Below are 26,521 nucleotides of genomic sequence, written 5' to 3' on the forward strand. Positions count from 1 at the left end.
GGCGCGCGATCTCAGGCGTCAGCCGTCGGAAAGCACCTCGGCGCGCACGTCGACCCGCAACGTCTCCGTCCCGCCGCCAACGTAGATGGTCCCCGACGTCGGAGTGGCGTCCACGTAACTTCGACCACACGCCACCCGCACGTGATCGGTCTGAGTGTGGACACCGTTCGTCGGGTCGAACCCCGTCCAGCCGGACTCGGGCAGGTAGAGCTCGATCCAGGCATGTGACGCCTCGGACTGCGCCTGATTGTCGGCCTTGGGCCCGGTGTAGATGTAACCACAGCGGTAGCGCGCCGGAATGCTCAGTAGCCGTGCCAGGCAGATGAACACGTTGGTGAAGTCCTGGCACACTCCGCGACGATTCGTATACACCTCGAACGCCGTCGTCTCGTTGGTAGTCGCGCCCGGTTTGTACTTGTATTCCTTGTAGATCGACCGGTTCATGTCGAGCACGGTGCCGATCAGATCGTAGTCGTTGCGCTCGACGAAGGTCATGGCGTAGTCGGCTAGCTCCTGAAGCTGCGTCTCCGGAAGCTCGGACGGAAGCAGGTAGGGAGCCATCATTTCACGCTGCCAGGGCATCCAGACCAGCGGGATGGCCCGGCGCGCGTGCAGCGGCTTGAACTCGAGCGGGTCCACCGACAGTACGTCGACCACGGACCGCGAGACCACGCTGAGCTCGTTGTACGCCTGTTCGATGACGACTCGGTGTGCACGGTTTCCGAAGACGTCGTCAAACTCCAGCTGCCGCCCCTGGAGCGGAGCACCATCGATCTGAAGCTCGAGCACGTGCTCGCGAACCGTCTGCGAGCGGTCGTGCGCCGGGGCGAGCTTGAACAGGTGGCTGCTGCGTTCGACGGGCGCCGAGTACCGATAATGAGTGCTGTGAACGACCTCGATGGTCTTTGGCTCGGCTCGACGCCGCTGTGGTTGACCGGAGCGCAGGCGCGGACGCGGTCCCCCGTCCTCCCCGGTCTCCACACCCAGCTCCGCGATGACGGCGCCCTGACGAATGATAGTGAGGTGCCCCGGCGGAACCCGCGCCCATTCCATGGGTTGGCCGTCGGTCCGGCTGAGCGGGTTCGAGGACACCAGCACACCTTTGCGGCTGATCTCCCCGCGTCGGGTCAGGTCCACTTGCAGGTCGGAATCGCCGAACACCGTGCGCTCCCCGAACGGCGGCAGGAGGTGGCTCAAGAAGAGCCCGCCCTCGTCGTGGGCGTCCGAGTAGACCAGCAGGTCGACGCCGTCACTCAAGACCAGAGAGAGCGCGCCAGTGCGGTTCAGATCTCCGAGCACTTTCCCGAGCTGCGCGAGGTCACCTTCGCCGATTGAACGCCAGCCCGCGTCAGCAAACCTCTCGAGCAAGTGGCAGAACACGAGCTCGGAATCGGTGGACCCTACCGGCTCGAAGCGGCTCCCGACGGCGAGCCGTTCCCGAAGACTTCCGCTGTGACCGATCAGCCAGTCACGACTGGCGTGAGGGCGACAAAACGGCTGCGTATTCGCGTCGGTGTTCTTGCCCCACATCGCGGTGCGGATGTGCACGACGAAGATCGACGAGGCCAGGTGATCCCAGGCGCTGACCAGCTCGCTGCGGATGCTGCCCGAGCCGGGCGCGGGCTCTTTGAGCACACACGCGGAAGGCTCGCCACCCGGGTAATATCCGATGCCCCAGCCGTCCGGGAGCTTGCGGCCGGCCTTGAGACAGGTGAGCTCGAAGGACGGAGCCAGCGTGCCTTCGAACGACATCCCGAAGAGGTTGGGCATGGTGTTCGCTAGTGAAGCCTGGGGGCGCGGATCGCCGAGCCCAATGGCCCGAGAAGAGACGACCGCGCCGACAGCGTGCCGAAAGCCACCGACGCTGACAAGGTCTGCGCGGAGCTTTCCCCTCGCTCATTGCCGGGCAACACGCCCATCGATGCGGGTCCGGATTTCTCCGCGCACCAGATCACGCACGCCCTTCGACGCCAGGAAATCGTGGGGGAAGCCCAGCTCGATGCGGCTCACCTCGTCGAGTCGGGCGAGCTGCTCAGGGCTCAACTTGACCTCGGGAGAGCCCATCGAGTCCTCGAGCTGCGCGACCTTGCGCGCCCCGACAATTGGCAAGAACTCGTAACCCTGGGCGCGAACCCAGGCCAATGCCACCTGGGACGAACTGGCCCCGAGCTCGTCGGCCACCGTGTCCACCGCGCGCGCGACCTCGAGGGACTTCTCGTTGGTCCGACCCCGCTGTTCGTTCCCGGTCTTTCGCAACGAGTCGTTCTCGACCCCACTGCGTGTGTACTTCCCGGTCAGGACACCCGCGGCGAGCGGACCCCAGGCGAGGACGGAGAGCCCGAAATACGCGGCCATCGGCAAGAGATCGCGCTCCGGCGCTCGCTGCAGCAGGCTGTACTCGATCTGCAGCCCCACGAACGGCGTCCAACCCCGGAGCTCGGCGAGCACGTTCGAGGCGGAGACGATCCAGGCTGGCGCGTCGCTGACGCCGAGGTAGAGCACTTTGCCACTCTGGACCAGATCGTCGAGCGCGCGCAGCGTCTCTTGGTACGGCGTGTAGTCGTCCCAGGCGTGAACCCACAAGAGATCGATGTAGTCGGTGCCGAGTCGTCGCAGACTAGCCTCGACGGAGTGCACCAGGTTCTTCCGGTGGTTACCCGAGGCGTTCGGGTCAGCGTGGTCCATGCTCAGCGTGTACTTGGTGGCGACCACCGTGCGATCACGGCGACCCGTCAGCCAACGCCCGACGATCTCTTCGGTCTGGCCGCCGTGGTACTTGTTGGCACTGTCCAGGAAGTTGCCGCCGGCGTCGGCGTAGGCGTCGAGCACGCGGTGGCTCTCGGCCTCGTCGGCGCCGAAGCCCCAGTTATCACCAAAGCTCATCGTGCCGAGACACAGCTCTGACACCCGCAGTCCAGATCTTCCGAGTAGTCGATAACGCAACATTCGAGGCCTCCCTGGCCCCGCTACGTGAGGTGGTGACCCCACGATGTCAATCCCGACGCCGTCACTGGGGGGTCGCGTCAGCGCCGGCTTCGGGCACTTCACCCCACAGCTCGTCGCTCACGTCGGCAGACACGGCGTCCCCCTCCCTCACAACGTGGGTGAGCACCTCGTGGACGCGCTCCCCCGTGAGTGAATCGGCCGGGAGCTCGAGGAGCCAGGCCTCGAGCGCCTGCAGTCGAGTGAGCGCCGAACGCCCGGGCAGCTCGTCGTTGTTGCAGATCGTCGCGAGGCGCTCACGCGCCGACGTGGTGCAGTAGCGAACCGAGCGCGGAAATGACGGCTCGAGCACCAGAAACGCGGCAACCGCGGCGCCCGTGACCCGACCCTGATTGCGCTTCATGAACGGTTCGAAGCCGGAGCAGGCACGAAGCAGCGACAGCCAGAGCGCCGTATCGAGCACCGGATGCTGGCCATGGTTGGCGTTCATGGCGTGGTGCTCCACATCGAGCAGACGCGCCGTCTGTCCCAACCGCTCGAGCAGCACACCAAGCCAGATGAAGTCGAGGGGGGTGTCGTGCAGCATCGTGCTGCGCAAGAGCCCCAGCGCAAGCTGAGTGGATTGGCGTACCCGGAGGTAGAGCGCGTCCTTGTCCGTCTGGTACATCGCGTCGGCCTCGCTGCTCGAGAAGAACAGGTGGAGCTCGTTGACGATCTGCCAGACCTCGAGGCTCACGACGTCGCGAATCGAGCGGGCGTTCTCCCGGGCCGCAGCGATCGAGCAGCGCAGCGAGACGCCGTTCTCGGGATCCCTCGCCAGATAGTGCTGGACCTGCTCTTCGACCCCCAGCGCCTCCCGACCAAAACGCTCGACGAAGTCCTGCTCTTGCCCCGAGACGATCACCAGCGGCGGCCAGACGCGCCCCGGCGGCAGCTCCGCATCCAAGGCCAAGGTGTCGGTGACATGCAGGTGCCGAGCCGTGCTCTCGGCTCGCTCGATGTACCTTCCGAGCCAGAAACAGTGATCTGCGACGCGAGCGATCATGCACCCTCCGACAGGACCCAGGTGTCCTTCGAGCCGCCGCCTTGGCTGGAGTTCACCACGTACGAGCCCTCGCGCAGCGCGACCCGGGTCAGCCCGCCGGGCAGCACCCAGGGCCCGTCCGGACCGGTCAAGATGTACGGCCGCAGGTCGACTCGCCGCGGCACGAGGCGTCTGGGTTCACCGGTCCAGGTGGGGCAAGACGAGAGCTCCACCCGATGCTGCGCCACGTATTTGCGGGGCTCGGCCTCGATGCGCCGGCGAAACTCGTCGCGCTCGGCAGCGCTCGACTGCGGCCCCATCAGCATGCCGTAGCCCCCGGCTTCGTCCACCGCTTTCACTACCAGCTCGTCCAGGTGGTCGACCACGTAGCGCCGGTCGTCCTCTCGAGCACAGACGTAGGTCGGCACGTCAGCGAGGGCCGGCTCTTCGTTCAGATAGAAGCGAATGATGTCCGGAACCAGAGCGCAGACGGCCTTGTCATCGGCCACACCGTTCCCAGGAGCGTTCGCCAGCGTCACGTTTCCCTTCGCCCACGCGCGAAGCACACCCGGCACACCGAGCAGGCTGTCCTTGCGAAAGACCTCGGGATCGAGGAACGCATCGTCGATTCTCCGGTAGATCACCGACACACGACGGAGCCCGCGCGTGGTGAGCAAGAAGACGTTGTCATCCTCCACACACAGGTCACTGCCGTGCACCAGTTCGACGCCCATCGTCCGCGCCAAGAAGCTGTGCTCGAAGTAGGCCGAGTTGAACGGACCCGGCGTCAGCACGACGGTAACCGGCTCTTCATGGGTCTCGGGCGCCGTGGCGCGCAGCGTCTCGGCCAACCGCGCGGGGTAGTGATCAACGCGTCGCACGCGAGACTCGGCGAAAATCGTGGGAAACACCCGCTTGGTCACCAGCCGATTCTCCATCACGTAAGAGACCCCGGAGGGCGTTCGCAGGTTGTCCTCCAGCACTCGAAAGACGCCATCCGGGTCGCGGATCAGATCGACGCCAGCGACGTGAATGCGCACACCGCGGGGCGGCCGCACACCCCGGAGCTGCGGCAAGTAATGCTTGGCGCCGAGCACGACCTCGGGAGGAATGCGGCGTTCGGCGAGGATGCGCTGCTCACCGTAGATGTCGTCCAGGAACAGCTGCAGCGCGGTGATGCGTTGTATGAGCCCGCGTTCGACGGGCTCCCAGTCGGCCGCGGCAATCACCCTGGGCACCAGGCAGAAGGGGAAGATCTTCTCGGCGCCGCGCTCGTCGTCGTAGACCGAGAACGTCACGCCTTGGTTCATCAGCGAGCGCTCCGCGAGGGCTTGCGCCCGCGCCAGCTCATCGGCGCGAACGTTGAACAGCGCCCGCAGCGGCCCCTCGAGCCCGGCCCGCACACGCGCTGGTCCTCCGAAGAGCTCGTCCCATGTTCCATCCAGCGGTCGGTAGCCGGCAAACAGATCGCTGGGGCTCATGCGGACTCCTCCGGGCTCGCATCCAGATCGAGGTCGGGGTCTGGCATTGGATGATCGATGGCAAAGCGACGCAGATCCAGGGTATGTGGTGCCTCGGCGCTCAACGGCGACGGTTTGGCGCGCACCGGCCACGGCGTCGGCCCCTCTAGCGTGAAGCGTTGTGCGCGACGCGCCTGTGCCTCGAAGCGTGTCAGCGGCGGCACGTCGAAGGCCCGACCCTCGGGGTGCCAGACGTGATAAGCGCACGCGCCAAGAGAGCGTTTGCCCCAGCGGTCACACAGCTCGAAACGGAGCGGGTGATGGATGCCGAGGTGCGGGTGCAGGCTGTGGGGTGGAGCCCAGGCGCGGAAGCGCACGCCACCGACGTACTCCCCTGCAACACCGGTGGAGCGCAGCGGGAGCTCGTGACCGTTCACGATCACGGTGTGCCGCTCTGGCAACAGCCCCGTCGCGCGAATTTCCACGCGCTCCATGGAGGAGTCGACGTAGCGCGCGGTGCCCGTGGCGGTAACCTCGTCGCCGAGCACGTTCCATGGCTCGATGGCGTTGCGCAGCTCCAGGAAAACGTCGCCGGCGGACAGCGTGCCCACGACCGGGCAGCGGTGCTCTAGAAACACGCGAAATCCCTCGCCGGGCAGCCCCAGCCCCGCGCGCTCCAGGTGAGCGAGCACGTCCTCGAAGTCGCGCCACAGCCAGGTCGGCAAGAGGAATCGATCGTGGAGCACCTGACCCCAGCGCACCAGCGGGTACTGGTACGGCTCTTGGGCGAACGAGGCCACCAGTGCCCTGACCAGGGTGACCTGGGCGCTGGCCATGCGGGCGTGCGGCGGCATCTCGAAGGCGCGCAGCTCGAGCAACCCCTGTCGACCGTGGGGCGTGCTCGGGTCGAAGAGTTTGTCGATGCAGATTTCAGTGCGATGCGTGTTACCGGAGACGTCCACGAGCAGGTTGCGGAACAGCGCGTCCGAGAGCCACGGCGCCGGACGGCTCGGGGCCGGCTGAAACGCCCGGGCCAGGGCAATCTCGAGCTCGTACAGCGCATCGTGTCGCGCCTCGTCGACCCGCGGCGCCTGCGAAGTCGGGCCGACGAATAGCCCGCTGAACAGATAGGACAACGACGGATGGTGCTGTACGAACGTGATCATGCTGGCGAGCAGATCGGGTCGCTGCAGGAACGGGCTCGCGAGCGCAGTCGCGCCACCCAGAGTGATGTGGTTGCCGCCGCCGCTGCCGGCCTGCCGCCCGTCGAGCTGAAATTTCTCCGCATGAAGCCCCGCGTGCAGTGCCGCGTCGAACACTGACTGCAAGAGCGCGGTGTGTTCGCGGCTCGTGCGAGTCGGCGGGATGTTCACCTCGATCACACCGGGATCCGGCGTGACCGAAAACCGCAACAGCTCGGGCGATCGCGGCGGCGGATACCCCTCCAGAACACCCGACAGGTCGAGCTCCGCGAGCGCTGCTTCCACGCCCCGCACCAAGGCCGAGAAGCGCTCGGCGCTCGGCGTCGGAGGCAAGAACACGTGGAGTTTGCCCTCGCGCACTTCACAGACCAGCGCTGTGCGCACACCCTTCTCTCGGGCCTTGGCCGCGCCTTCGTCGGGTTTTGCGCGCCGGGGATCCGGCGGCCCCTCGAAGGCTTCTTCTTCGGGCAGCGGGGGCTCCGGCCCGACGATGGCGCGGAGCGGCAGCCTGAGGCCCGCAGGGCTATCGCCCGGGACCAGATACAGTCGCTCGCGACGGAAGCGCCAGACGTCGCTGAGCCAACCCTCGCCAGGCGCCGGCCCCAGCGGCAACACGAAGCCGACCGGAGTCTCGAGCCCACGGTCGAGCACCCGCGCGAGCGTCAAGCGCTCTTCTGGATCCGACAGCTTCACAGCCAACGGGTCGACGCCGACCGGGAGGCGCGCCTCCTCCGCCACGAAGTTCCATGGATCCTCGAGCGCAGGCTGCACACCCTCGGCCGAAACACCCAGGCGCGCCGCAATCGCGCGGACCGCGCGCTCGGCGTCGGACAGAGCGGCGTCGCGGGCAGCGCCCGCTGACCGGCCGGACGCGAGCGGCTCGCCATCGGTGCGGGCGATCACGTCGAGCGCCCAGCGGGGCAAACTCTCGCCGGGATAGCGCTTGCCAAAACCGTGCAAGACGATGCCGCCGGGTGCCAGGCGCTTGCGGAGCGCGTGCGCCAGCAGAAGGCCATGCTCCGACTTGGTCTTGCCGAGGGCATCGGTGTTCCACTCGGGCTCCGCCGCGTGCACGCGCGAAGTGAACGTGGGTTCGCCTCCGACGGTGAGCGCGAGGCCCGCGTTCGCCAGCAGCGCGTCGCTCTTGTCACCCGCCGCGACGAGCAACTCCCAGGTCTCTTCCGTGAAAGGCGCGGTCGGGCGCGGCTCGTGACCCAGGCGGCCGACGGTCATCTCGAAGCTGACCTCACTGGCAACGACGTCGCTCGTGCCCTCGATGGGGGAGGCGGCGGCCGGGCGCGCCGCACAGGCGAGGGGGATGTGTCCCTCGCCGGCGAAGAGCCCACTCGTGGCATCGAGCCCGATCCAGCCCGCACCCGGGAGATAGACCTCGGCCCAGGCGTGCAGATCGACCACATCGCGCCCGACGCCCTTCGGCTCGTCGGGGATCATGCCTTCGTCCGTGAGTTGAATCAGGTAGCCGCTGACAAATCGCGCCGCCAGCCCGCGGGAGCGGAGTGCCGCCACGAGCAACACCGCCGAGTCCCGGCAGCTGGCCCGACCTTCGCCGAGGGTCTGCTCCGGGGTCCAGACCCCGCTCTCTTCCCGGATCACGTATTTCAGACGCGCGTTCACCTGGCGATTCAACTCGACGATCAAGTCGACGGTCCGACCGCCCTGGGGCAAGTCTCGCAGGAATTCCGTCAAGCGTTCGCCGCCCGCGTACGCCGCGTCGGTGGTGTCCAGATACGGGAGCAAATCCTGCGTGAGCTCGTCGGGGTACGCGAACGGCGCCTCCTCGGCGAGCGGGTCGACGAAGAAGTCGAAGGGGTTCACCGGGCGGATGTCGACCGCGAGCTCGACCAGCAGATCCAGCGACGAGACTCGGGTGCCCTCCGGGAACGTCAAACGGGCCAGATGATTGCCCGCCGGATCCTGCTGCCAGCGCACGTTGCACTCTTGTTCTATGTGCAGCGCGTGGGTCTCGATCCGCGCCTTTGCGTGGGTCGCGGGGCGCAAGCGGACGGTGTGCGGGCCGAGGCCGGCCGGGCGGGGGTAACGATAGTGGTTTCGATGAGTGAGAAGTAGGCGCACAAGTCCTTTGTCGCTGCGGAAAAATCGGGCGATCTGCGCAGGGTTTCCTGCAAGCTTCGAGACTAGCAGCTCAAGGTTTCGAACGCGTTTCCCAAACCGGTTCCTCGCGGCAGAGAGCGTACGTTCAGTCGCCACGGTCGTCGGGCGCCGGGCATCGAGCGGAGGTCCCGCGATGAGCTGCGGATCACGTCGTGATAGTCTGGACCGATGTATACGCGGAGGCTGAGCGTCGTCGTCTGCGGGTTGATGCTCGCCGCCTGTGAAAGACAGCCAGCGCCCCTCGACACCGCGCCCGTCGCCGCCGAGCTCGACGCGGTGCTTTCACCCGACGGATCGCTGGTGGGCCAGCGCCTGCTCGTCGGCCGCCTCGACGGCAGCTCGAAGCGCAGCATCGACTTGCCGGCGGAGAGCTTCGCCTCCCGCGTGCACGACGGGCAGCTGATCTTTGGGGGCGATGACGGCAGTCGCTCGCTCGTCTCCATTTGGTCTCCCGCCGACGGGACGCGCCAGTTGTGGAGCACGGCGGAGGTCGTGCGTCACGCCATCAACGTCGGTCAGGAAGCGTTCGTGTACCGCGTCTCGAGAGCGGAGCGCTTGCCGCTCGGGGTCGTACGCCTGCCCCTATCGGGAGGAGCTCCGGTCGAGGCCATCCCCGCCATCCCCATCGAGGAGCCCTACGGCAAACACTTTGCCAGCACGCTCCACCGTTCCATCGACGGCGACGCCGTCGCCCTCGAGTCGTGCGGCGAAGAGCTGTGCCGCGTCCGCGTGCTCGACCTCCAGAGCGGCGAGGTCACGGCGTTCGACGCCACCGACCAGGGCGCCCTGCTCGGAGTGACTCGAAGCGTCCTCGTCATTCGCACCGCGTCGCACGTTCTGCCGGCCGAAGTGCGAGCCGTGGATCGCAGGACGCGAGAGGCCCGCACGCTGGCGGCCTCCGCTGGACTGGCGGATGTCACACGCCTGGAGGACGGCAGCGCCGCGCTGGCATTCGAAGCGGAGGTCCCGAACGGGCGTGTGCTCAGGGTGGTCAGTGTCGCAAGCGGGGCAGCGGTCGGTCGTGACGTTCCCCTCGCGGGCAGCCTGGTGCTTCAGCTGGCCGCGCCGGACGGGCTGATCGCAACCTCCCCCGAGGGCCGCGCCTTCGACCCCGAGCTTCGGTTGCTCTCCGTGCGAGAGCAGCGCTGGTACGCCCCGCGAGTCAGCGGTGCCCGATGAGGGCACTCGGTGCTGGGCTGGTGTTGTTGGCCGCGGCCGGGCTGTGTGTGAGCGCGAGCGCACACAACACACCCACTCCGGGCGGCTCACCGTGGCCCCAGAGCACGGTCCTGAAATACAAATGGGACGCCAGTCACCCGCCGCCCGGCTGGCTGAAGCCCGTACTCGACACCACAGCCGCGGACTCGAACGCCTCGCGCAATTCGAAGGCGCCGAGCTTGGAGTACGCCGCCTCGGGCCCGGCCTATTTCAACTACGCAACGGCCTCGCAAGCGCCGTGCTCGACGTCCGCCGCGATCGCCTGCGCCTATCGCAACCTGTCCACGAAGAGCTTCCGGATCACCATCCGGCCCCACGGCACCGCGTACGACTGGGGCACGCTCAAGTGGTGTGAGAACTACGCGACCGAGCCCGCCTCGTGTTTGCGCGTGGAGCGCGTGGCGCTCCACGAGATCGGGCACGTGATGATGTTGGACCACCATCCCATCGTGACCGCGAGCACGGAGTACAAATACACGGTCATGCAGAGCACCACCCCCTACAAGGGCAAGAGCGGCTGGAACGCAAAGGCCTATGGGCCTTGCGACGTCGCGCGAATGCAGCTGACTTACGACGCTCTCACCACCTCGACGAAGATCAGCACCTGCCTGGACGTGAACACGGCCCTCACGCTGACCGCGGGCGCCACCAGCGTCGCCGCCGGGCAACCGGTCGCGTTCGACGGCAAGCTGACCGCAAAGACGGCGACCGGCTACGGCAAACTCTCGGGGAACAACCTCTCGTCACGCAAGGTGGTGCTCGAGCGCCGCGACATCGGCACGACGACCTTCGCGACCGTCCAGACTCTGCCGGCGGGCAGCGGCGCTGGCGCGTACAGCGCCAAGGTACCCGTGGCCAAGACCGGCGAATATCGCGCCGTGTTCTCCACACCAACCAACGAGGGTCTGAACGGCTCGACGAGTGCCGTCGTGAAGGTCAGCGTCGATCCCGGCCTTCCGGGCTACGACGCAGGGATCCCCGATGCCGCGGGCGCCGATGGTGCGACCGACGGTGCCGCAGGCGCGGCCGGCGCCGCGGGTGCGGCAGGTGCCGGTGGCACCGCGGGTGCGGCGGGCGCGGCCGGAGCGGCGCAGGGAGGCGCGGCCGGAGGCGGGATCCCCAACGGTGACGCCGGCAAGTCAGGGCTGGCCGGTGCGCCGGGCAAACCCGCGAACCCTACCAACCCCTCGGACGAGGCGGGCGCTTGCGGGTGTGAGGCCGTTGGTACGAGCAACGTCGCGCATCGAAGTTGGTTTCTCGGACTGGCCCTGCTTGCCTTCGCATCGCGCAAGCGCGCATCCCGCGCGAACTGCTGACACCCGCTTGCGGTACATGGCGCTCGGCTCTATGTCCGGCGGACCGTGCTTCGGCCAACGATCTGGTTCTCCGCGTTCCTGCCCCTGAGTGTTGCCGTTGCGTGTGCCGGCGCACCGCCAGCGAGCGAGACCCAAACACCGCGCCCGTCAGTGGCAACGGTGAGCGCTCCACCGGCAGCGGCGCCTGTTCCAACGCCCGCACTGCCCGAGTTCATCTCGCACGCCGTGAGCGCCGAGGATCGCTCAGCGGACGACCGGGCGCTCGACGCCGGCAGGCATCCCGGAGAGCTGCTGGCTTTCTTTGGCATCAAACCCGGGCAGCGCGTCGCGGAGCTCGGTGCCGGCGGCGGTTACACCACTGAGCTCCTGGCGCGAGTCGTGGGCCCTGAAGGCGCAGTCTTCGGCCAGAATTCACACTTCATCCTGGAGCGGTTCGCAGAGAAACCGTGGTCGGAGCGCTTGACGAAACCAGCCCTCGGAAAGGTCGTGCGGGTCGACCGCGAGTTCGATGATCCGCTGCCACCCGAAGCCAAGGAGCTCGACGCGGTCCTGGTCATCCTCATCTATCACGACACGGTGTGGTGGAAGGCCGACCGCGCGAAGATGAACCGTGCGGTGCACGCCGCGCTGAAGCCTGGCGGCATCTACGGCATCGCCGACCACAGTGCACGTGCCGGCTCGGGTGTCACCGAAAGCGAGACCTTGCACCGAATCGAGGAGAGCTCGGTGAAGAGCGAGGTCGAGAGTGCTGGCTTCGAGCTAGTCGAAGCGGCGACCTTCCTGAAGAACCCGAAGGACACACGAGACTGGAACGCGAGCCCGCGCAAGGCCGGCGAGCTCCGCGGCACGAGCGATCGCTTCGTGCTGAAGTTCCGCAAGCTCTGACTTCGGGCCCAGCTCGCTTTGCCAGAGTGCCGCCGGGCTCACCAGGAGTGCGCGCGCCGCCGTCGACGCTGCAGGGCGAGTAGCGCTAAGCCCAGCAGAGTGAGGCCAGCGCCCGACCGCGTGGCACCCGCCGCACGGCAGCCGCAACCACCGTCGTCACTTCCTCCGCTGCTCTTGGTTCCGCCGGTCGAAGGGCTCCCACCGGTCGAAGGCGTGCCGCCCGTGCTGATCACTCCACCCGCGCCCGCCGCGGCACCGCCCGCGCCCGCCGCGCCACCACCCACGCCGGCGCTGCCGCCGCCCGTGCCTGCGCTTCCACCACCTCCCGCCGCACCACCGGCTCCGCCGACTCCAGCGTCGCTCTTGCCCGTGGGTGTTCCGATGCGCAGGACCTTCTGCGATCCCGCCGCGTACTGCACCCCCGTCGACGGCCACGCCGCACACGTGAACCCGCCGCCAAGCTCGTAGCCCGCGGGCAGTGTGTCCTGGGTCCAGTTCGCGCCGCTGTCCGAAGTGCGCCAGATCTCGCGTTTGTTCGTGTTGGTGGTGACGAGCGCAAACGCCGTGGTTCCGTCGCGAAAGGCGTAGCCCTTGGGCGTCTTGTTGGCCCCACCAATCTTGGTGGCGGTCCAGGTCGTCCCGCCGTTGGTGGTGTACATGAGCTGAAACAGATTGCTGTTGTTCGCGAAGCCGAACTTCGTGTCGTAGAACGTCACGCCGGCAGGGATGCCGACCGTGTCCTTGTATTGGAAGGTCCAGGAGGTACCGCCGGTGTCGCTGCGGAAGATCCCGCCGGTTCCATCTTTGAAGAACACGCTATCGGTTGCGAAGAAGATCGAACCGAAGCCCAGCGGGTAATTCGTCACGTCCAGCGGGGCCCAGGTCTTGCCGCCGTCCGTCGTCTTGTGCACGTAGTCACAGGCGGCCCCCGGGGAAGTACACCCCGTGCTGCTGAGCGCACGGGCTACGACGTAGCCGTTCGACGCCGACGTGAACATCAGGCGGTTGGCGTTGGCCGCACCGAAGGGCGCGGTCTGCAGCGCCGTCCAGTTCTTGCCGCCGTCCGTGGTCTGCCAGGTGGAGTTCTGCGGATTGCTGCCCGACGGCTTGCTCGTGATGATGAAGGCGTTCTGGGCGTCGAAGAAGTGGAAGTGCGACAGAAAATGCCCCGTGGGCATGGTGATCTCCGTCCAAGTCACGCCGCCGTCCGTCGTTCGCTTCAGGGGGGCACCCATGAACCCCGTGCTGTCGTCGATGAACTCCATGTGCGAGCACGCTTCGTTGTTGGTGCTCACCTCGGACCAGGTCTCTGCTCTGGCAACACTGGCGGTGAGCGTCAAAGCTGCGAGTTGGATGACCGTGGCCAACGGCCGAAGGGGTTGATTCACGTGACCCGCCTTTCTTGGGTTTTGCGCGCCAATACCGGGCCATCGAGCCAGCTCGACCGGGCTCATTCCCGACCCCGCCGGCCCGCCTGAAATGGCGCCGCTCCCGCTGCCGTCGAGCCTACACCAATAGCGTCAGAAACACTGCCGGACGGCGGCTACCACTCGCGAGACGTCCGGAACGCTCAGGCATTCCAGGGCCTTGTTGTACGCGATCGGGTGGTCCCCCGCGCCGACCCGCACGGGCGGAGCCGCCAGCACACCGTGGGCAGCGGCGGCCACCCTCGCCACGACTTCCGCTCCGAAACCGCCGCGAATCGGGCTCTCCTCGAGCGTGACCAGGCGGCGAGTCTTTTCGATCGACTGGAGAATGGTCTCGGTGTCGAGCGGAGAGACGGTGCGCGGATCGATGACCTCGACGTCAATCCCTTCCCGAGCGAGCTCGGCCGCCGCCTCGAGCGCGACCTGCACCATGTACGAAAGCGCCACGATGGTCACGTCCTTGCCCGGGCGAAGGACCCGCGCGACGCCGAGCTGGGCCACGTCGTCGCCCAGCGGCACCGGGCCTTCGGTCAAGTAGAGCAGCTTGTGCTCGAAGAACAGCACGGGGTTGTCGGAGCGAATCGCTGCCTTGAGCATCGCTCGACAGTCGCGCGGGGTCCCGGGTGCGGCGATGATCAGCCCGGGCACGTTCATGAACAGCGTCTCCAGCGACTGCGAGTGTTGCGCGGCCATGCCGAGCCCCGCGCCGCCGGGCGTGCGCACCACCATCGGAACCGAGTATTGACCGCCGGACATGTAACGCAGCTTCGCCGCCTGGTTCACCAGCGGATCCGCGCACACGGTCAAGAAGTCCGCGAACAGGATCTCGGCGACGGGCCGCAGGCCGTTCATGGCAGCACCGACCGCACCACCCAGGATGGCGTTTTCACTGATCGGCGTGTCCTTCACGCGCTTCTTGCCGAACTCATCCACGAGACCCTGGGTCACCGCCAGGTAGCCCCCCAGCGTGATGTCCTCACCCAGGAGCACGACGCGCTCGTCCCTCCGCATCTCCTCGCGGAGCGCGAGGTTGATGGCTGCCGACGCCGTCATCGTCACACACTCGCCGAGCGAGGCCGACTCGCTCCGCTTCGGTTCGGGGGAGAACACGTGCGTGACCAGCGTGGCCGGTCCGGGCTCCGGCGAGCGACGCGCGAAGTCGAGGGCAGCTTCGATTTGAGCGCGCGCCTCCGCGTCGATCGTCTGCGCGACCGGTTCATCGATGAGCCCTTCGGACGTGAGCGCGCGCCGGTGACGCACGCAGGGGTCCTTCGCTCTCCACTCCGCCAGCTCGGAGGCGCTGCGATACGTCTGGGCGTCGCCCTCCATGTGGCCGCGCAAGCGGTAGGTCAGGCACTCGAGCAGCGCCGGACCGCCTCCGGCGCGCGCTTTCTGGACGAGCTCCCGCGCCGTGCGATGAACGGCGTCGACGTCGTTGCCATCGACGCTGACCCCCGCCATTCCGTAGGCGGCGGCTCGATCCGCCAGCCGCGCGACGTTCGTCGAGCCGGCCTGCGGCGTGAACTCTCCGTAGCCGTTGTTCTCGATCACGAACAGCACCGGCAGCTGCCACACCGACGCCAGGTTGAGCGCCTCGTGAAACATGCCCTGGTTCGTGGCGCCGTCGCCCAGGAAGGCCACGGCCACCGCGCTCTCGTCCTTCTGGGAAAATGCCAGCGCAGCGCCGACGGCCAGCAGCGGTGACGCGCCCACGATGCCGTTGGCGCCGATGGCACCAACGCTGGCATCCGTGACGTGCATGCTGCCGCCCTTGCCTGCGCACAGCCCGGACTCCTTGCCGAAGATCTCCGCCATCATCCGGTCGGCGGGCGCGCCCTTGGCCAGCATGTGCCCGTGTCCACGGTGAGTCGTTGCGATCACGTCGTCGGGACGGAGCGCGAAACACACGCCGACCGCCGTGGCTTCTTGCCCGGTGCTCAGGTGAATGGCAGCAGTGGGCAACGCGCCATCCTTCCACGCCGCGGCCAGCTGCTCCTCGAACTCGCGAATCAACGTCATGCGCGCGAGCATCTGGATGCGCAGGAGTTTCGTGTCATCCGGCAACGGTTCGCGCGCCGCCGCGGGGACGGCTGCCTCGGTCTCGGTGGGGGGCACGGCATCGCGCGGCAAGCGGCTCCGGTCCAGCCCTTGGCGACGACGGAACAGTGCCGAGAGCCGCCGCCACTCGAGGCGCCGCCGGCGTCGTGCGGGCTCCTTGGCGACTCGCTGGCCGAGTCCCAGCTCACCGAGCACGTCGGAGTAGATCTGGAACGCCGGGCGGATGGCTGGCAAGAGCTTGAGAGCCCCGGCGACGTCGCCGCGTGCACGCACGCGTCCGGTCGCGATCGCCCGAACGGGGTTGAGCTTGCCGAGCCAGAACTCGTGCGCGGTGTCGGACGACTGCACCATCTCCACGTCCGCGGCGCCGTCGCCCCGAGCCGAAAACTCGGCGGGTTTGTGCTTGAAGTCGAAGGTCAGCACCGAGTCGAGATCGGGGTACCGAAAGCGCACCACGAGCTCGGTGCTCTCGAGCGGGCCGGCGACGGCAGGAGCCGACATCAGGCGCTCGAACAGTCGGTTCATCACGTTCTCGAACTCCGCGCGATCCCTGAACACACCCATGCTGACCTCCTCACGCGGAAAGAACGACAGGGAGCCGCCGCGGCGACTTCCTCAACATGCCCCAGGACCTGATGGGCTCCAGATTCCCCGAAGAGACCTCCGAGATCTCGACCCGGTGGATCGACACACACTTGTGGCAGGCCTCACCCGTTGCACCCGCGAGCTCGCGCAGGCGCGGACTCGCGAGCAACTCGGCGAACGGCGTCTGTTTCAGGTTGCCGATTGGCCGGGTGCCCCAGTGCATGCAGTCGACGATGTCGCCGTTGGCCTCCACCGGCAGCATGAACTTGGGCCAGTGGCAGCGGTAAACGGGCGGCCCGCTCGCCATCATGCTCATGTGGGTGTGTGAGTTGAGGATCGGGAAACCCCGGCGCTTCAGCCTCCCGAGCTCACGGAACGCCTCGCCAAGCTGGGCTTCCGTGGGGGCATACTTCGCAATGCCGGCGTCCCCGCCTTCGGTGGCCGCCTCTTCGCGCAGGCCGTTGAACACACCAAGCACACCGAGATCCGCCATCAGCTCTGCAAGCTGACGCAGGGTCGGCAGATCTACGTTCGCCTTCTGCAGTGTGCAGACGAAGATGATCTGTTTGTCCGGCCTGCGTTCGCGCAGCGAGCGGGTCCCGGACACGATCTTGTCGAAGAGGCCACGAATTCCACGGAGCTCGTCGTGCTTCGCGGACGGGTGATCCAGGGAAATGCTGAGCTTGTCGATGCTGCGCGCCACCGCCTCGAGCTTCTTCTCCAGTAAGAAGCCGTTCGTCACCATGTTGGTGATCAGGCCGAGCTCCTGGGCGTGCCGCATGATCTCGTCGAAGTCCGGGTGCAACAGCGGCTCGCCCCCCCAGACCGACAGCCCGATGAACCCCGCGGCGCGCGCGTCGGAGTAGAGTCGTTTGATTGCCGGGGTCGAGAGCTGCTCTTTCGCGTCGTAGAAGTCCGGGTTCCAGGCACAGAAACCGCAGCGGGCGTTGCAGCGCGCCGTGAGGGCGTGCACCAGGTAGACGGGATGCTGGAAGCGAAACCGGGCCCCCACCAGCTGGCGAGTGACCTCGAAGACGTTGGCTCTGCTGTTCATGGTTTGGTCCTCTCGATCAAAGAGACGAGCTCCGCGATGTGACGGCGACGGGCGGCCAGGCTCACGGGTGACAGCGGGTCTTCACCCAGGAACGCACCGAGCACGGGCTCGTACAGAAAGTATCCGGCGATGGCGCCGAACACACTCACGGCAAACTGGTGCGCGACTTCGCGATCGCCGAAGTGCTGCTCGAGCAGCGAGCGCAGCGGGCCGATCGTCTCCTCAGCGCGCTCCCGCTGGTGATCGGCGCGATCGAGCAACTGGCGGAGCAGCAGGCGTTGCACGTCGCGCTCCTGCACGAGGAAATCGAAGTACGCGAGGGCCAGCCGGACCGGGAGGCCGTCGCTGCCGCCCTCCGCGATGGCGGCCGCCAGCCGTGCCAGCAGTCGACTCTGCGCGTCGGCGACCACGTTGTCGTAGAGGGCCTGTTTGCCGCCGAAGTAGTAGTTGATCATCGCGGCGGTTGCGCCCGCGGGCTCAGCGATGGTCCGGACCGATGCGGCGGCGTAGCCCCGGGCGGCAAATTCGGACCGAGCAGCGCTCAGGATGCGTTCCCGGACTCCGTCTAGATCTGCAGGATTGGGGCCGGTATTTGTCATTAAACAGCCGTTCTAAACAGGTGTTTAACTCACCACGCCCGAAGGGTCAAGCGCGGGCGGACTCCGGTGGGTGAGCGCCTGAGATCCGTCAGTCAGCCACGGGATCGCTGCCCCACGGTTTCACCGCTCAGACGGCGAATCCTCGTACGCTTGGCCCATGGGGACGGAGCGCTGCGCACCACACGGGCTCGCGGTCGGCCCGGATGGTCGCTGCATTCTCTGCCGGCGTGAAGCTCCGGTCAGCACGGCATTGGGAGCGGCGGGGACCGACGGCGCGAGCGCCGGTCGGACGCGGCCGTGGCCGCTGCTGCTGATCGCGCTCGTGCTCGCTGCGCTGGCGGGATACGCGCTCGTGCGCCCCCGGAACCCGGAAAGCAACGCGCTCAGCACCACGCGTGCGTCACTGGAGAGCGACGCCCCCTCGCAGGCGCTGGCTACTGCCGAGCGCGATGTAAAGCGCGATCGGAAGTCTGGCGCCGAGCCGCGGGAATTGCCCGTGAAAGATGGGCCCGTTCCGTCACGCCGCACCGAGGACACCGAGAGACCGCCGGCGTCATCCGAACCCACCGCTGCTGCAAGACCCAAACAACCTGGCGCCGAAGAGCTCCGGCTCGCAATGCGTGCGGTCCGGATCACGATGTACACCACCCAGTGGTGTCCGCACTGCACGCGAGCGCGCGCGTGGCTTCAGGTCAACAATCTCGCCTACAGCGAGCGCGACATCGAGAGCAGCGACTCCGCCCGGCGCGAACGCGATCGGCTCAACCCGGGGCGGGGCATACCCACGGCAGACATCGATGGGGAAGTGTTGACGGGCTTCAGCGAGGGCCGCTGGTCGGCGGCAATCGCCAGGGCGACTCAGCGTCGCCTCGAAGCACGAGCGCGCTGAAGCGAGACTCACTGGTTCGTCCGGAAAACCCCCCGGACGAGCCGGATCTGGCCCTGCTCGAGGCTGCGCCGGGCGTTGCCGGCTTTCCGCGCGAGATCATCGACGAACACGTCCAAGCTCAGCTGTCCCGGCGCGGCCGGGCCGGGAGTCCTGTTCAGATGCGCGTCGCTGGTGTCCTCGAAGAGCTCCTCGACGAATCCTTGCTCGACCAACCCCGAGCGAAGCTCTGCGGAGGAGACCAAGAAGCTGTCGGAGGGATCAGTCGCCCACGGGAGGGGAAAATGGGACGTAGTCCCGACGCCAGCGGCCATCTCCTGGAAAGCGAAGCGGCCTCCCGGCTGGAGGACTCGGTGGACCTCCGCGTAGAGCCTGGGTTTGTCCGCGATGTTCATGCCGACGTTCTGCATCCAGACGGCACCGAACGAGGCGTTGGAAAACGGGAGCTCGAGCGCGCTGCCCTGCTGCACCTCGATCAGGCCACCCAGGCCCGTCAGCCCGTTCAAGAGGACCGCGCCCGCGCAGTAGTCCGGCGATAACTCGAGACACACGACGCGGCAGCCGAGCCTGGATGCGAGCAGACGGCCGGCGCCGCCCAGACCAGCCCCGAGGTCGAGCACACGGTCCTCCGCCCGGAGCTGCGCTAGCTCGAGCAACTCGACGGAAGCACGCAGCCCGCCGGTGTGAAAATGGTCGAGTGCGCCCAGGTCGTCGGGCGACAGACGCTGCTCGGGGTTCAACCCCGCCGCGCGGATGGCCGCCAGAATTCGCGCCTCGATGTCGCGGGCCGAATAGTGTGCGTGGCCCATCTGCGGTGAGCCTATCCAACGCCGGGAGCCGCGTACAGGGCGGCCACATCCGCTATGCTCCGGGCCCATGTCCGAGCCCGTTCTGCCAAAACACGCACGAGTGGTCGTCGTTGGGGGCGGCATCATCGGCTGCTCCGTTGCCTACCACCTGGCGCACCTGGGAGTGCGTGAGGTCGTCTTGCTCGAGCGCGATCGCCTGACCTCGGGCACGACCTGGCACGCGGCGGGGCTGATGGTGACGTTCGGTTCCACCTCCGAGACGTCGACGGAGATGCGAAAGTACACTCGCGATCTCTACGCCCGACTCGAGGCCGAGACGGGGCTCTCGACGGGCTTCGAACCGGTGGGTTTCATCGAGCTTGCGTCGGAGCCGGACCGACTGGAGGAGTACCGGCGCATCGCGGCGTTCAATCGTCACTGCGGAGTCGACGTTCAGGAGATCTCCGCGAAGGAAGTGGCGACGCTCTTTCCCATGGCCAGGACCGACGACATCTTGGCCGGCTTCTACGTCAAGGGCGACGGTCGGGTGAATCCCGTCGACGCAACGATGTCCCTCGCGAAGGGCGCGAGGCTCGCCGGCGCCAGCCTGATCGAAGGCGTGCCGGTGACGGGGCTGCTTCACAAACGCGGCGTGGTCACCGGGGTCTCGACGCCGTACGGCGACATCGAGGCCGAATACGTCGTCAATTGCGGGGGCATGTGGGCCCGACAGCTCGCCGAAAAGGCCGGCGTCAACGTCCCGCTGCAGGCAGCAGAGCACTACTACCTGATCACCGACAAGATCCCCGGGCTCGGCAGAGCCTGGCCGGTGATCGAAGATCCGGCCTGTCACGGTTATTACCGCGAGGAGGTCGGCGGCCTGATGATCGGGCTGTTCGAGCCGGTGTGTGCGCCGTGGAAGGTCGAGGGGATCCCGGAAGACTTTTCCTTCGGTGAGATCACTCCCGACTGGGATCGCATGGGGCCGTACGTCGAGAAGGCCATGAGCCGCGTGCCCATTTCCCTGGAGGTTGGCGTGCGCAAGTTCTTCTGCGGGCCGGAGAGCTTCACACCGGATCTGGCGCCCATCGTTGGTGAGGCGCCGGAGCTTCGCAACTACTTCGTGGCCGCCGGCTTGAACTCCATCGGCATCATCACCGGCGGTGGGCTCGGTCGAGTGTTGGCCCACTGGATCAGCACGGGTCGCCCGGACGCGGACGTCACCGGCTTCAACATCGATCGCTTGCACACCTATCAATCGACCCCGGAGTACCGCCGCACCCGCACCGTCGAGTCGCTGGGCATGGTGTACCAGTGTCACTACCCGACGCGCTCGATGCAGACCGCCCGCGGCGCGAAGAAGTCTCCGATCTACGATCGGCTCGCCGCGCAGGGCGCGTACTTCCGTGACGTGAGCGGCTGGGAGGGAGCGGACTGGTACGGAGCTCCCGGAACCGAGCCCGACGCCGGCGGCCTGTCCTGGGGACGACAGAGCTGGTTTTCCCAGTGGCAGGCCGAGCATCGAGCGACGCGGGAAGGGGTGATCCTGATGGACATGTCCTTCATGGCGAAATTCTCGGTGGAAGGTCCGGACGCCGGACGCCTGCTCAACTTCATCTCCGCGAACGACGTCGACGGGCCCGCCGGGATGATCACGTACACGCAGTGGCTGAACGAAGGCGGAACGCTGGAGGCGGATCTCACCGTCACCAAGCTGGGAGACGAACGCTTCTTGGTGGTCGCCTCGGACACGGCGCACCGCCACGTGCTCACGTGGATGCGCCGCCACGTCCCGGAAGGCGCTCACGTCGCCATCACTGACGTGACATCCGGCTACGCACAGCTCAACGTGCAGGGGCCGCGGTCACGCGAGCTGATGCAGGGGCTGACCTCCACCGACCTGTCGAACGGAGTGTTTCCATTCCGCACTGCGCGGGAGATCGACATCGGGTTTGCCCGCATGTTGTGTGTGCGCATCACCTATCTCGGGGAGCTGGGTTACGAGCTCTACGTCCCGGCGGAGCAGGCCACCCACGTCTACGACCGGCTGGTCGAGGCGGGCAAGGCCGTCGAGCTGCGGCACGCTGGCCTCAAGGCTCTGGCGAGCCTGCGCATGGAGAAGGGATATCGCGACTACGGCCACGATATCGACAACACCGACTCGGTGCTCGAGGCGGGCCTCGGCTTCGCGGTGAACCTGGACAAACCCGGCGGCTTCATCGGTAAGGAGGCCGTGCTGGCAAAGAAGGCGGAGGGGCCGCTGAAACGCCGCATCTTGCAGATCCTGATCAAGGACCCCGAGCCGCTGATGTTCCACGCGGAGATCGTGCATCGCGACGGCAAACCCGTGGGTTACATCCGCGCGGCCTCGTACGGCCACACCCTCGGCGGCGCCGTGGGTCTCGCGATGATCGAGGCCGGCGAGCCGGTGACGCGGGCGTATCTCGACTCCGGAAAATGGGAGGTCGACATCGCCGGCAGGCTCTACCCCGCCATCGCGTCGATGAAGCCGCTCTATGATCCGGACATGCTGCGGGTGAAGAGCTGACGCGGCGCTATAGCCTCGACTTGGGCGCTTTCGCGCAGCGGAAACACTGCTGCGAGAGGGTTTCTTCGAGGTTACCCCCGGCGCGCGACCTGCAAGAAATTCGCGACTCATCCCAGGCCAGAGGAGGCATCCGCCGGCTTCGCCGGTAGTTCAAGTGGGTTTCGCCGCGCATGCCGATAGCGATCTGAGCGTCGCAAGACTGCTCGGGTCGAGACTAGCGCGCGGCGCGCCGGCGCGAACTACTGGCAGACCTGGAAGGTCAGGGAGGCGCCTTGTGCCAGCGAGTGCTCCTTGGCGTAGATGAAGAGCTTGGTGTTCTCCGCGGGCTGGCGCTCCAGCAACAGGCTGATGGTGCTCTTGGGGTCGATCCAGCTCTTGAGCGGGCTCGGATCCAGAGCCACCGTTGGGTTTTCGTCCGTGCCATTGAACTGAAGCGTACCGGCGAGGTTTCCACGGTCGCTGGCGCCCGTCGCCCCGTTCTGCTGCCACTTCATCAGTTTTCCGCCGCGCTCGCCATAACACCAGGTCGCGCCGCTCGCGCTCCCGCTGGTGCCTTCAACCCAGTTCGTGGTCAGCGGATAGATCAGTACGCCACCGGCTTGCACGGGACACGCACCGGAGCACGCACCGCCGAGCGCTCGGTGAACGACCAGCTGAGCCGACTGGACCTTGCCCGTCTGGAACGCTTGAGCCGTCTCCGCGTCGATCTCGAAGCGCAGAAGCGTGCGGCTTGCTTTGTCCGCGACGGCGCCGACGCTCAGCACCTCGCTCACCCCGCTCGTGATCGTCGCTTCGCAGTTCGGGCTCGCGACGGTGTTTTCTGGATAGATGTTCGTGTCGCCGCTGAGCTTTGCCGTCACCTGTTTGGTGCTGCCGGCACACGCGGCAACTCCGCCAGTCCCTGCCACCGCTCCAACACCGCCCATGCCCCCGCTCGTCGAGCCGCCCATGCCCCCGCTCGTCGAGCCGCCCGTGCCCCCGCTCGTCGAGCCGCCCGCACCCCCGGTAGAAGTGACGCCGCCGCTCCCCGCTGCCCCTGCGGCGCCCGCGCTGCCTCCACTGTTCTCGCTCGAGTGATTCCGCGCCGTCGAAGAACAGCTGGCGATGAACACCACCCCGAACATCAGAACGACCCTGTTGACCACGGCCGGATTCTACGGTGACCCCCAACAAAGCGCCAACGCCGGCCAGCGCCGAGCCTCCTGCCGCGTGACGCCGGTCAACTCCCGAGGCTCATCAAGCCGCGAAGGCCCAGAAAATACACTTGGGTCGCCCGGGCGTCGTAGCCGAAGAACTTCTGTACGTAGCCGGCTTCGACCGACAGGTGCTCCGTAACCAGGAAGTACGGCAAGAGCGCCACCGCGAAGCGCGCCGCGCGGATGCGGTCGCGTGACTGCTCCGGCGCGCCGCCCCCTTGGGGGAGCACCACGGGGCTGTACGCACGATCGTAGCGCTCGTCGAAGCGCTCGTGGATGTCGCCTTCGACGTAGGGCCCGAGCTTCAGCCCCGCCTTCCACGGCAACAGCCAACGTCGCGCCTTGAAGTCGAACATGCCCGAGAGCGCCGCGGCGCCGTTCTGCTGTTTCCCGAACGGACGGGTACCCGACCCGATATAGACCGTGCTCTCGAAACCCAGCCAGGTCTCGAGCTCGACCCCGACGTTGAGACCACCGGCAAAGTAGTCGAGCCGCGGGTTCTCGAACTTCTCCAGGTTCATGCCGAACGGCGCGCTGCCCTTCAGATAGAAACCCAGCGCGAATTTCGGGTCGTGGATCACGGCAAACGACACGGTTGCCGTGGCGATGGTGCCCTGGTCCTTTGGGTAGAACTCGCACACTCCGCCGCCTTGGTAGGTCGCGCCGGCTGCGCACTCCGAGCCGATGGTGCCCGGCGGTGAAGAACCGGGCGCGCCCACCTGCCACTCTGCTGGGTCGTTCGTCTCGGCGGGCGTCTGGAAATGCGTGCCCTCGAGCCTCACGGAGAAGAACTGCAGCGGGCCGACGTCCCCGACGGTGTAACCGACGCCGAGTTTGTACTCGTACCAGCCCTTCGTCTTCATGTACGAGGCCTGGTTCTCGTTGGGCTCGGTCTTGCCGCGCTCCATCGTGACCACCCCGTTGACGTCCAGCTCGCCCGGGTGACCCCCGACGGGTGTACCCACGAAGGCGCTGGCCGACGGCATGAAGGGAACGAAGGCTGCGACGCCAACCACAATTCCAACGGCCAAGCTCGATCGACTCACGTGCACTCCGGTGATTCTTGGCTGCCCGCAGGCAGCCATCAGCGACTCTGCGACTCTAGCGTACGCCCGCGCGGCAAGACCGGTTTCACTCAGTCTCCGCCGCAGCAGAAATCCCCATGATAGCGTCACCTCAGGGGATCTTGAAGACTCGGCCAGCTCGCGCCCCGGTGTTCTTGGCGCTCTCGGTGGTCGCCCTCGCGGTGGCCTCAGGCGCGCTGCTCCGACCCATCGCGTTCGTCGACATGGTCATCATGGACGACATGACGCTGATCCCCGGCGCCACCGGGGCCGCGCGCTTGACGGATGAGCTGCTCACACCGTTCAACGGACACCGCTTGGTGCTGCCCAAGCTGCTCGAGATCGCGGCCATCTGGCTGAGCGGTGGGCGCCTGTGGGCGCCGCGTTTTCTGGGGCTGGTGGCGCTGGCCGCATCGTGTTGGATCTTCTTGCGCCTTGCGCGGCAAGCACGCGGCCGACTCGGTGTCGTCGACGCGGTGGTCCCGCTCCTGTTCCTGAGCCCGCGCCTGGTCTCGACGTTCGTACACGCATTCGATCTCCAGTTCGCGCTACACACCAGCTTGCTCGGGCTCGCGCTCCTGTCGGCGTGGAATGCGACGCGGGGTGTGCGCGGTTCGCTCTTCGGCACAGCTCTGAGCTTGGTCGCGCTGAGCCTCTGTGGCATCAACGGCCTAGTCGCGTCTGCGGTGTTCGCCCCGTTCGTGGCGGCGTACGCCTTCGACTGGGACGACGAACCCGCGCGGCAGCGCGCTCGTTGGGGCGCACCGCTGCTGGTCGGCAGCACGTGGCTGCTCGCCGGTACGCTTCTGACCTGGGAGCCATCGCTCCGGGGGTCGGGCGGCGAAGCAGCAAAGTGGAAGACTGCCATCGAGTTCTTCGCAATGGGCTTCGGCCCTGCGGGAGGCAGATTCTGGCCGCTGTCGGGCTGGATCGCCGCTGCCACGCTGACCGCCATCGTGGCAGCGGCCCTCCGCGGGCAGATGGCAGAGGGCCCCGCCGAGCGGCGGAGGACGCGGCTCCTGTTTGGCGCGCTGCTCGCGACGCTGAGCGTTGGCGCCGCCATTGGCTGGGGGCGCGCCGGATGGGGCGGCATCACCCACGCCGGGCTCGGCGAGCGGTTCACGCTCTTGGCATCAGGGACGTTCGCGCTGGGGCACGTCGTGCTCGTTCGCGCCACACTGCAATCCGAATCGAAGGACACGGGCAAGCGTCGTGTAGGTCTCGCGACGGTCACGGCGTGGCTGCTCTTGGCTCTGCTCGTCGGCGCGCTGCCGGTGGCCTTCGCGGACGCACGCTTGCGCGCTGCACGATTTCTCGAAGTCACGCACCGGATCACAACTGACGCGAGAGGCGGGACTCCGATCGCGACCCTGGCGCAGGTTCACGAGTCCATCCACGGGCACGCCCGCGACCAGCTGGCGTGGTACCTCGCCCTCCTGTGTGAGCATCATTTGGGTCCCTATCGTGGGCTGGACCCCAAGCTCGCGCACTGCGAGGTGGCTGCACTCGAGCCTCGTACGCTCGAGACATCGGCAGGCGGCGTCGAGGTCGTCGAGGTTCCTTACGTGAAGCTTGGGCAGCACGATGGCGACTGCGACGCTGGCGGTGAGCGCCATGGGCCGAGTTGCACGCGCGCCAGCCGGGCATTCTGCCGCGCGCACGGACACGATGATGGGTTCGGTCCGGTGGAAAACACCGGTCCGATCGCGATCGTGATCTGCCACAGAGGGCGCAAGCTCGAGGTTACCTGGGCTGACCTCACCCGCATCGACGCCGAATGCACACCGGCGGACGGCAGTCCCGGCGCCTGTTGGCGCGCGACACATCGCGCATGCGTGGCAACTGGCGCACGAACGGGGCTGTTCGTGCCGCCTGGCCCCGGCGGTCCCGACGGTAGGTTCGACCTGACCTGCGTCGACGCTCGTTTGGATTTGCCGGAGGTCGACTTTGAAGAGCTCGAGCACGGGCACGGCGCCTGCTACCAGCCCGCGGATGCCTGGAGTGGAGACTGCGCCGCCGCCGTTCACCGCGTCTGCCGCAGCCGGGGAGCGATCGCCGGCTTCGGTCCGCTGCTGCTCGAGGGACGGCGGGCAACCCTGGGCTGCCTCTTGCCGTGACGCACCTCGATCGAATCA

At 67.2% G+C, this 26,521-nt stretch carries 18 protein-coding genes; 6 read left to right on the forward strand and 12 right to left on the reverse strand.

Annotated features, from left to right (window positions below; translation table 11 throughout):
• Window positions 1-18: 18 nt before the first annotated feature.
• The 5 genes from IPI67_03790 to IPI67_03810 all read right to left on the reverse strand — a co-directional run bounded on the left by IPI67_03790 (window position 19) and on the right by IPI67_03810 (window position 8,723).
• Window positions 19-1,770 (reverse strand): class II glutamine amidotransferase, encoded by a 1,752-nt coding sequence (locus IPI67_03790; protein MBK7579307.1) that lies wholly within the window; start codon window positions 1,768-1,770, stop codon window positions 19-21.
• 126 nt (window positions 1,771-1,896) lie between these two features.
• Window positions 1,897-2,946, reverse strand: a complete 1,050-nt coding sequence (locus IPI67_03795) for an aldo/keto reductase (protein MBK7579308.1) — start codon at window positions 2,944-2,946, stop codon at window positions 1,897-1,899.
• A 61-nt stretch (window positions 2,947-3,007) separates the two neighbouring features.
• Window positions 3,008-3,988: an alpha-E domain-containing protein gene (locus tag IPI67_03800; protein MBK7579309.1), complete on the reverse strand. Its 981-nt coding sequence runs from the start codon at window positions 3,986-3,988 to the stop codon at window positions 3,008-3,010.
• Window positions 3,985-5,448, reverse strand: a complete 1,464-nt coding sequence (locus IPI67_03805; GenBank protein MBK7579310.1) for a circularly permuted type 2 ATP-grasp protein — start codon at window positions 5,446-5,448, stop codon at window positions 3,985-3,987. The genes IPI67_03800 and IPI67_03805 overlap by 4 nt, the downstream gene beginning before the upstream one ends.
• Window positions 5,445-8,723: a transglutaminase family protein gene (locus IPI67_03810; protein MBK7579311.1), complete on the reverse strand. Its 3,279-nt coding sequence runs from the start codon at window positions 8,721-8,723 to the stop codon at window positions 5,445-5,447. The genes IPI67_03805 and IPI67_03810 overlap by 4 nt, the downstream gene beginning before the upstream one ends.
• Window positions 8,724-8,930: 207 nt before the next feature.
• Here IPI67_03810 and IPI67_03815 point away from each other — a divergent pair, with 207 nt between their 5' ends.
• From IPI67_03815 to IPI67_03825, 3 genes are all read left to right on the forward strand, one after another.
• Entirely contained in the window at window positions 8,931-9,941 is a 1,011-nt protein-coding gene (locus IPI67_03815; protein ID MBK7579312.1) for a hypothetical protein, read from the forward strand.
• The gene (locus IPI67_03820; GenBank protein MBK7579313.1) at window positions 9,938-11,296 is read left to right on the forward strand and encodes a hypothetical protein; all 1,359 of its coding nucleotides are present in this window, start codon (window positions 9,938-9,940) and stop codon (window positions 11,294-11,296) included. The genes IPI67_03815 and IPI67_03820 overlap by 4 nt, the downstream gene beginning before the upstream one ends.
• A gap of 150 nt (window positions 11,297-11,446) precedes the next feature.
• On the forward strand, window positions 11,447-12,181 hold the full coding sequence (locus tag IPI67_03825) for a class I SAM-dependent methyltransferase (protein MBK7579314.1): 735 nt from the start codon (window positions 11,447-11,449) through the stop codon (window positions 12,179-12,181).
• 38 nt (window positions 12,182-12,219) lie between these two features.
• Here the strand turns inward: IPI67_03825 and IPI67_03830 are convergent, their stop codons facing one another.
• The 4 genes from IPI67_03830 to IPI67_03845 all read right to left on the reverse strand — a co-directional run bounded on the left by IPI67_03830 (window position 12,220) and on the right by IPI67_03845 (window position 17,904).
• Window positions 12,220-13,569, reverse strand: coding sequence for a hypothetical protein (locus IPI67_03830; GenBank protein MBK7579315.1), 1,350 nt, complete (start codon window positions 13,567-13,569; stop codon window positions 12,220-12,222).
• A 132-nt stretch (window positions 13,570-13,701) separates the two neighbouring features.
• The gene (locus IPI67_03835) at window positions 13,702-16,230 is read right to left on the reverse strand and encodes an SCP2 sterol-binding domain-containing protein (protein MBK7579316.1); all 2,529 of its coding nucleotides are present in this window, start codon (window positions 16,228-16,230) and stop codon (window positions 13,702-13,704) included.
• 10 nt (window positions 16,231-16,240) lie between these two features.
• Window positions 16,241-17,305 (reverse strand): radical SAM protein, encoded by a 1,065-nt coding sequence (locus IPI67_03840; protein ID MBK7579317.1) that lies wholly within the window; start codon window positions 17,303-17,305, stop codon window positions 16,241-16,243.
• Entirely contained in the window at window positions 17,302-17,904 is a 603-nt protein-coding gene (locus IPI67_03845; protein ID MBK7579318.1) for a TetR/AcrR family transcriptional regulator, read from the reverse strand. The genes IPI67_03840 and IPI67_03845 overlap by 4 nt, the downstream gene beginning before the upstream one ends.
• A 157-nt stretch (window positions 17,905-18,061) precedes the next feature.
• Here IPI67_03845 and IPI67_03850 point away from each other — a divergent pair, with 157 nt between their 5' ends.
• Window positions 18,062-18,793 (forward strand): glutaredoxin family protein, encoded by a 732-nt coding sequence (locus IPI67_03850; GenBank protein ID MBK7579319.1) that lies wholly within the window; start codon window positions 18,062-18,064, stop codon window positions 18,791-18,793.
• An 8-nt stretch (window positions 18,794-18,801) separates the two neighbouring features.
• Here IPI67_03850 and IPI67_03855 read toward each other — a convergent pair whose 3' ends face one another.
• Window positions 18,802-19,599, reverse strand: a complete 798-nt coding sequence (locus IPI67_03855; protein ID MBK7579320.1) for a class I SAM-dependent methyltransferase — start codon at window positions 19,597-19,599, stop codon at window positions 18,802-18,804.
• 67 nt (window positions 19,600-19,666) lie between these two features.
• On the opposite strand from IPI67_03855, the gene IPI67_03860 reads away from it, so the two are divergent.
• Window positions 19,667-22,126 (forward strand): GcvT family protein, encoded by a 2,460-nt coding sequence (locus tag IPI67_03860; protein ID MBK7579321.1) that lies wholly within the window; start codon window positions 19,667-19,669, stop codon window positions 22,124-22,126.
• Window positions 22,127-22,365: 239 nt separating this feature from the next.
• Here IPI67_03860 and IPI67_03865 read toward each other — a convergent pair whose 3' ends face one another.
• Both IPI67_03865 and IPI67_03870 read right to left on the reverse strand, forming a co-directional pair.
• Window positions 22,366-23,271 carry a hypothetical protein gene (locus tag IPI67_03865; GenBank protein ID MBK7579322.1) on the reverse strand — a complete coding sequence of 302 codons (906 nt, stop codon included), beginning with the start codon at window positions 23,269-23,271 and terminating at the stop codon, window positions 22,366-22,368.
• A gap of 74 nt (window positions 23,272-23,345) precedes the next feature.
• On the reverse strand, window positions 23,346-24,374 hold the full coding sequence (locus tag IPI67_03870; GenBank protein MBK7579323.1) for a hypothetical protein: 1,029 nt from the start codon (window positions 24,372-24,374) through the stop codon (window positions 23,346-23,348).
• A 110-nt stretch (window positions 24,375-24,484) separates the two neighbouring features.
• Here IPI67_03870 and IPI67_03875 point away from each other — a divergent pair, with 110 nt between their 5' ends.
• Window positions 24,485-26,503 (forward strand): hypothetical protein, encoded by a 2,019-nt coding sequence (locus IPI67_03875; GenBank protein ID MBK7579324.1) that lies wholly within the window; start codon window positions 24,485-24,487, stop codon window positions 26,501-26,503.
• Window positions 26,504-26,521: the final 18 nt, after the last annotated feature.

It is taken from the genome of Myxococcales bacterium (assembly GCA_016706225.1).
Taxonomy (GTDB): Bacteria; Myxococcota_A; Polyangia; order Polyangiales; family Polyangiaceae; genus JADJKB01.